Source organism: Desulfovibrio sp. (assembly GCF_009712225.1).
In the GTDB taxonomy this organism is placed as follows: domain Bacteria; phylum Desulfobacterota; class Desulfovibrionia; order Desulfovibrionales; family Desulfovibrionaceae; genus Desulfovibrio.
This window is the reverse complement of sequence record NZ_WASP01000005.1, coordinates 230,789-237,228: the sequence shown is the minus strand read 5'-3', so window position 1 is coordinate 237,228 and position 6,440 is coordinate 230,789. Positions and strand designations below refer to the sequence as shown.

Annotated in this window: 5 protein-coding genes and 2 tRNA genes; 4 read left to right on the top strand and 3 right to left on the bottom strand. The window is 58.5% G+C overall.

The features are described from left to right. Positions 1-177 precede the first annotated feature (177 nt). Positions 178-1,014 (bottom strand): DMT family transporter, encoded by an 837-nt coding sequence (locus F8N36_RS04870; RefSeq protein WP_291331675.1) that lies wholly within the window; start codon positions 1,012-1,014, stop codon positions 178-180. Between the two features lie 195 nt (positions 1,015-1,209). Here F8N36_RS04870 and F8N36_RS04865 point away from each other — a divergent pair, with 195 nt between their 5' ends. Next, positions 1,210-2,454 carry a diguanylate cyclase gene (locus F8N36_RS04865; RefSeq protein WP_291331674.1) on the top strand — a complete coding sequence of 415 codons (1,245 nt, stop codon included), beginning with the start codon at positions 1,210-1,212 and terminating at the stop codon, positions 2,452-2,454. 44 nt (positions 2,455-2,498) lie between these two features. Continuing rightward, positions 2,499-3,719: a carboxynorspermidine decarboxylase gene (gene nspC, locus F8N36_RS04860; RefSeq protein WP_291331673.1), complete on the top strand. Its 1,221-nt coding sequence runs from the start codon at positions 2,499-2,501 to the stop codon at positions 3,717-3,719. 184 nt (positions 3,720-3,903) lie between these two features. Here nspC and F8N36_RS04855 read toward each other — a convergent pair whose 3' ends face one another. Continuing rightward, entirely contained in the window at positions 3,904-4,941 is a 1,038-nt protein-coding gene (locus F8N36_RS04855; protein WP_291331672.1) for a polysaccharide deacetylase family protein, read from the bottom strand. A gap of 304 nt (positions 4,942-5,245) precedes the next feature. Between F8N36_RS04855 and F8N36_RS04850 the strand changes: the two genes are divergently transcribed. Together F8N36_RS04850 and F8N36_RS04845 are read left to right on the top strand one after the other, a co-directional pair. Continuing rightward, positions 5,246-5,321: transfer RNA gene (locus F8N36_RS04850), tRNA-Val, on the top strand. A gap of 10 nt (positions 5,322-5,331) precedes the next feature. After that, positions 5,332-5,408 (top strand) — tRNA-Asp (locus tag F8N36_RS04845). 128 nt (positions 5,409-5,536) lie between these two features. Here the strand turns inward: F8N36_RS04845 and F8N36_RS04840 are convergent. Then, a complete protein-coding gene (locus tag F8N36_RS04840) occupies positions 5,537-6,430 on the bottom strand; it encodes an HlyD family efflux transporter periplasmic adaptor subunit (protein ID WP_291331671.1) in 894 nt (297 codons plus the stop codon). Positions 6,431-6,440: the final 10 nt, after the last annotated feature.

Sequence of the window (6,440 nt, the reverse complement as noted above, 5' to 3'; positions counted from 1 at the left end):
CCCGCCCCCCGCGCGCCCCCCCTTTCTTGTTGCCAAACCTGAAATATCCAGCCTCGAGTTACGCATCGCTTACAAGCCAGCGGATGTGGCAATCGGTTACGTCTAAATCCATTCTGTACGCGCAGCACAGCCGAACCCGCTCACAAGGCTGCGCCAGCCAGAGATACACGGCTGCACTCAGCCCAGTTTGAGCAGGGCGGCCCCGCCCACAACAAGCAGAACAGAAACGCCGCGCAAGGGAGTAAAGCGCTCGCCCAGCAGCCACATGGCCAGCAGCATGCCAAAAATCACCGAGGTTTCGCGCAATGCCGCCACCACGGCAATGGGAGCGAGTGTCATGGCCCACAGGGCGATGCCGTACGAGCCCATGCTGGCAAGCCCGCCAAGCGTGCCCACCGCTAGCCTTTTGCGGGCATAGCCCACATAGCTCAGACCGTGACGCCACAAAATGTAAATGTGCACCGGCAGCGCGTTGATCAGAAAAATCCAGGTGGTATAAGTAGCAGCATTGCCGCTTTCTCGTGCACCCAGACCATCGGCGAGGGTATAGCCCATAATGATGCACGAAGTGCGCAGAGATATGAAAACTTCGCTCCAGCCATAGCCACGGCGCATGTTGTCCGTGCCGAGGCAAAGAATGCCGGCACAGAGCGTCAGTACGCCGCACCATGCCCCCACAGACATGTTCACGCCAAAGGCAAGCAGCGCCAGCGACGTAAGCAGGGGCGCGCAACCCCGCATGACCGTATAGGCAAAGGACATGTCCACGCGTTCATAGGCCGCTGAAATGCAGATGTAATAGCCGAGGTGGCACAGGCACGACATGGCAAGATAGGGCCAGGCTGCCTGTGATAGCGGAGGTAAAAAAGGCAGCAGGCACAGCGCGCCCAAGCAGGCGCCAAAAGCGTTCAGGCCCGTTTCAAAAAGCTTGTTTTCTCCGCTTTTGACAATGATGTTCCACAGCGCGTGAAGAAAGGCGGCAAACAGTATGGCAAGAAGTATGGACGGTGACATGCGTATTACTACGACTATTCTTGCGCAATGCCAAGGCATTACGCAGAGGTAGCGTTGGATTGCAGATGCGTGCCCCAGATGTCTTTTGACTGTCCAGCCAAAAATTACTACCATCGCTCCCCATGCCGCACGGGTTACATAACACTTGTGCGGCTGCCTTTTTATCCCAAACCACAGCGCCACGCGGAAGCAGTCATGCAGAAAGTTCTTATCGTTGAAGATAGCCGGACAACCGCGCGATTCATGGCGCATAATCTCAAGGAACAGTTGGGGTTGGCGTACGACTGCGCTGAAAACCTCGGCGAGGCCAGACAGCTGCTGCAAGCGGACGCCTCGCAGTATTTTCTGGCCTTGTGCGACCTCAACCTGCCCGACGCCCCCAATGGCGAAGTAGTGCCGGAAATTCTGGCCAACAACATTCCTGTGGTTGTGGTGAGCGCCCATTTTGACGAGGGAATCTACAAACGCCTGATGTTGCAGGGTGTTACAGACTACATTGTCAAGCGCACCCCCGATGATATGATGTACCTCATGCGCGTGGTGCGCCGACTGCGCGCCAACAGCGGTGTGGAAGCCCTGATCGTGGACGACTCAAACCTGTGGTGCATGCAGGTTTCGGAGCTCCTGCGCCGGCAGCGCATTACGGCGTACACGGCAAGCAACGGGCTTGAGGCACTGCAGCTGCTCAAGGATCATCCCGCCATTCGTATTGTGCTGGCCGACCACTATATGCCCGGCATGGATGGCATGGCCCTGACCGCCGCCATCCGCAAAAGCCATACCATGGACGAGCTGTCCATCATTGTCATTTCCGTGGGTACGGAATCAGGTGCGCGTTTTCTGCGATCGGGAGCCAACGACTACGTTTTCAAGACAGCCTCGTTTGAAGAACTGCTGTGCCGTATTTCCATGAACCTTGACATTCAGGACCTGATCCGCAACAACCGCGCCCTGGCCGAACGCGATGCCCTCACCAGCCTGCTGGTGCGTCGTCAGTTTTTTGCCCTGGCGCAAGAGGCCGTGACCGAGGCGCGCAAGGATCGCCGCAACCTGTGTGCGGCCATGATCGACGTGGATTACTTCAAGCAGGTCAACGATCGATACGGCCACCTTGCGGGTGATATTGCCCTGCGCCAGCTTGGGGCCATGCTGCGTGAGGAGTTTCCCGCGCCGTTCATTTGCGGGCGTTACGGCGGCGAGGAGTTTTGCCTGGTCGCACCCGGAGTGGAAAAACAGGAATTTGCACGCAAGCTTGAAAATTTTCGCAGTTCTGTCAGTTCAAAGCCAGTACAGATCGGCGCTCTCAGCATTGTCATTTCCGTTTCCATCGGCATGGCAGAGCAGCGCGCAAGCGACCTTGAGACGCTCATCAATGCGGCGGACGGTCAGCTATACACGGCCAAGCGCGAAGGGCGCGACAGGTTTGTGTGGCAACCGTAGCGCACATACAGCTAACAGTTTAATTTTCTCTGAAAGGACCAAACATGCACTGCCAGAACCTTCTGTTCGATCCGGCCCGCATTCCCTCGCCCTGCTTTGTGCTGGATGAAGCCCAGCTTCAGGCCAATGCCGCCATTCTGAACACGGTTCAGGAGCGCACAGGGGCCAAAATTCTGCTGGCGCTCAAGGGCTATGCCGCATGGGCCACGTTTCCCCTGCTTTCGCGCAGCAAGGGGCATGGCCCCCTGTGGGGCGCGTGCGCAAGCTCTGTGGATGAAGCCCGCCTTGCGCGTGAAGATTTTGGCGGCGAGGTGCACGCCTTTGCCGCAGCCTGGAACCGGCGCGAAATGGCAGAACTGCTCACCCTTGTCGACCACATCGTGTTCAATTCCGTTGCCCAGTGGCGCGAGTTTGGTCCGGCGGTGGCCATGCAGAACAAGAGCCGCTGCCCCGACCGCCAGATAGAGTGCGGCCTGCGCATCAACCCCGAGCATTCCGAGGGGGCCGCGGCCATCTACAATCCCTGCGCGCCCGGCTCGCGCCTTGGCATTCGGCCCAGACATTTTGATCCATCCGCGCTGGAGGGCATTTCGGGGCTGCATTTCCACACCCTCTGCGAGCAGGGGGCCGATGCGCTTGAGCGCACCCTGACCGCCGTTGAGCGCCATTTTGGGCAATGGCTGCCCCAGTGTCGCTGGATCAACTTTGGCGGCGGGCACCACATTACAAAACCCGGCTATGACATTGATCTGCTCTGCCACTGTCTGACCACCTGGCGCGACCGCTACAACGCGCAGATTTATCTTGAGCCAGGCGAAGCCGTGGCCCTCGACGCGGGCTGGCTTGTGGCCACCGTGCTTGATGTGGTGCAGGCAGACATCCCTGTGGCCATTCTGGACATTGGCGTGCCCTGCCACATGCCCGATGTGATCGAAATGCCCTACCGCCCGCGCGTGCGCTATGAATCGGACGGCGTAGCAGAACTGGCGGGCGAAGCGGCCGAAAGGCCCTGGACCTGCCGCCTGGCGGGCAAATCGTGCCTGGCTGGTGATGTGGCTGGCGAATATTCGTTCAACGCCCCATTGGTGCCGGGGCAAAGGCTGGTGTTTGAAGACATGGCCATTTACAGCATGGTCAAAACCACCACCTTCAATGGTCTGCGGTTGCCCTCCATCGGCATCTGCGAGGGCGACGCAGCTGGCGAGCCGCGCTTCAGGATGCTGCGCGAATTCGGCTACCAGGATTTCAGGACGCGGCTTTCATAACAGCACGCCAGCACTTCACATTTGCGCAAATGCAGAAAGGCCCGGATCGAGATGACCCGGGCCTTTCTTTTGTACTTCCCTGTGGGGGGAGGACAGTGGAAAATCTGTGTTGGCGAAAATTCTTCCGTTATTTGGATTACACGCCTTTACTGAAATAATGTCAAAGCAAACATTTTGCCCAAAACTACGATGCCGGAGCCTTGGGCGCGCCAAGAGCAGACCCCTCGCGCGACTGGGCGGCGCCATTGTTCATGGTCTGCGCCTCATCCCTGACCGGCTGATCAGACGCGCCAGGCAGGGTGGCCTGACCGGTCATGCCCGCCGGGGTCTGGCTTTCGCCAATCTGCCAGGGCGTGCTGCTGCGGGCCATGGGAATGTCGCTTGAACCGGCGGGGTAGCTGTGCGGGGGCAGTTCTTCTGCCTGATGCACGCTCTCAACCTTGTGGCGGGCAACCATGGAGGGCTCATCCACACCGGGGGTGCCACGCTTTATGCGGGTCATGAGCAGGCCAGGTTCGGGATCCATAAGCCCGGCAAGATAGTCGCTCACCGTCACAAAACGCTGGCAGCCGCCAGCCCGCAGGTCGCGGACAATGCGCGGCAGATCATCCACCGTGCGCTTGTGTGAATCATGGAACAGAAATATGCCGCGCAGGGTTCCCGGAGCGTAAACCGTGCCCCGGTTGTTGCGTAGTGTGGCGTAGTTGTCGGGCAGGCGCTGCCAGTCGCGGCTGTCCATGGACCAGAGCATAAGAGAGAGGCCAAGCCCTTCGGCCACCTTCTCAGTGGCGGCGTCATACGAACCGTAAGGCGGGCGCATGAACACGGGCGAAGCCCCGAGGTTGCGCAGTATGGTATCTGTGCGGCGCAGTTCTTCTTCCTTGCGGGCAGGGCTCACAACGCGCAGGTTGGGGTGCGAGTAGGAATGGTTGCCCACCTCGTGCCCCTCGGCAATGATGCGCCTGACGATGTCGGGATGGCGTTCTGCCTGGTTGCCCAGCAGAAAGAACGTTGCAGGTATGCCGTATTCTTCCAGCATATCCAGCAGGTGCGGCGTGTTAACCGACGGGCCGTCATCAAATGTGAGGGCGCACAGGTTTTCGCGCATGGGTTGATCCATGATGACGTAGCCGTCCACCACGCGTGCCTGTGCAGGCGCAGCAACAAAGCCAACCGCAAGGCAGAAAGCCGCAAGCCATAACTGCTTGAAAACAAATCTCATTTTCTTATGCCTCTGCAACTGATTGCCCAGAACAGAAAGCCGCCTCTGCGGCGGCACTTCCACATATGCTTTCTGCGCGTGAAGCGCGAAAACAGCGGAATTCAGCTATCTGCACTGTGCTAAAGGAGGTCTAGCACTCCACAAGAGGCACCGCAACAACGCCATTGCGCCCCTAAAAAATTATTTTTTGTATTTATTATTAAAAATCAGTATGTTATAAAAAATGCCTTGTAAAAATTTTTTTACTTTAAAATTTCCGCTTGACTCCAGGGGGGTGTTTGCGTAGAACTCGAATTCGCCGGGAGGGCAGTTAGCTCAGCTGGTAGAGCACCGCCTTCACACGGCGGGGGCCACAGGTTCAAGTCCTGTACTGCCCACCATCCCAAAAACGGAGCGGTAGTTAAGTCGGTTATAACGCCGGCCTGTCACGCCGGAGGCCGAGGGTTCGAGTCCCTTCCGCTCCGCCAGAAGTCACCGGGAGGTCAGATCACTGACCTCCCGTTTCTTCATTTTATAGCCATGCGCAAATTTCAGGGCCGTCCACAGATATGGGCGGCCCTGCTTTTATCCTTTCCCCAAGGCACAAAAGCCCCGGTCAGTCTTTATGGCTGCTTTTGCCGTCTGCAAGAAAACGTGCAACCACCCTTTGCCCTATCAGCAGGCTGCCCTTCTCAAGAGTCATAACCACCTCGACAACTCTTGTGTCCTGCTTTTCAGCCGGATCTTCCGGTGGCAGGCGCTGCCCCACCACCCGGCCTATGCGCAGCACAGTGCCGGTCATGGTGCGAAGCTGGTCGCTCTCGGGCACAATAACCACGCGCTGCCCTGCCCAGACCTGTGACAGATACTGTTCGTCCAGTTCCGCGCGGACAATCAACGGGCTGTTGGGCACAAAGCTGAACAGGGGCGTCACATTCAGTGTGCTCACGCCGTTACCCGGACGCGCCTGGCGCTGAACAATACGGCCATCAAGCGGCGCTACAATCCGGTATTCATTTACCTCATTCTGTGCGACCACCACGCGGGCACGGGCCACATCCACTGCGGCAATACTGCTGCGCAGATCAACTTCGGCCACCACAAGGGCATCCCCCGCCTGGTCAAACTCGCGCATGGCCACAGCCTTGGTCCTGACCATGGGCCGTAACCGCTCCAGCTCCCTCTGCGCTGCCCGCAATAAAATTTCGTTACGCCCAACCTGAAGCTCGGCATGTTTCAGCTCCCGCTCTGCCAGATTCAGCCTGTTGCGCGCAAGGCTGTCATCCAGACAGGCCAGCACACTGCCCGCTAGCACGCTTTCTCCTTCTTCTGCCAGTACAGCGGTAATTACGCCGTCCCTGCGAGCGGCAAGCTTGATTACTCCCCCCTCCACATCAACACGGCCCTTGGCGCTGGCCAGCACTTCCGCGACAGGAGCCTGCGGCCCTTCCTGCTCCTGCCCGACAGCCAACAAGGATGCCCCAAAAACACACAGCATGATACAGAGCATGGCTCCGCCT

Coding starts and splice junctions, on each gene's coding strand:
- F8N36_RS04870 (WP_291331675.1), bottom strand. CDS start 1,014: ATGTCACCGTCCATACTTCTTGCCATACTGTTTGCCGCCTTTCTTCAC.
- F8N36_RS04865 (WP_291331674.1), top strand. CDS start 1,210: ATGCAGAAAGTTCTTATCGTTGAAGATAGCCGGACAACCGCGCGATTC.
- nspC (WP_291331673.1), top strand. CDS start 2,499: ATGCACTGCCAGAACCTTCTGTTCGATCCGGCCCGCATTCCCTCGCCC.
- F8N36_RS04855 (WP_291331672.1), bottom strand. CDS start 4,941: ATGAGATTTGTTTTCAAGCAGTTATGGCTTGCGGCTTTCTGCCTTGCG.
- F8N36_RS04840 (WP_291331671.1), bottom strand. CDS start 6,430: ATGCTCTGTATCATGCTGTGTGTTTTTGGGGCATCCTTGTTGGCTGTC.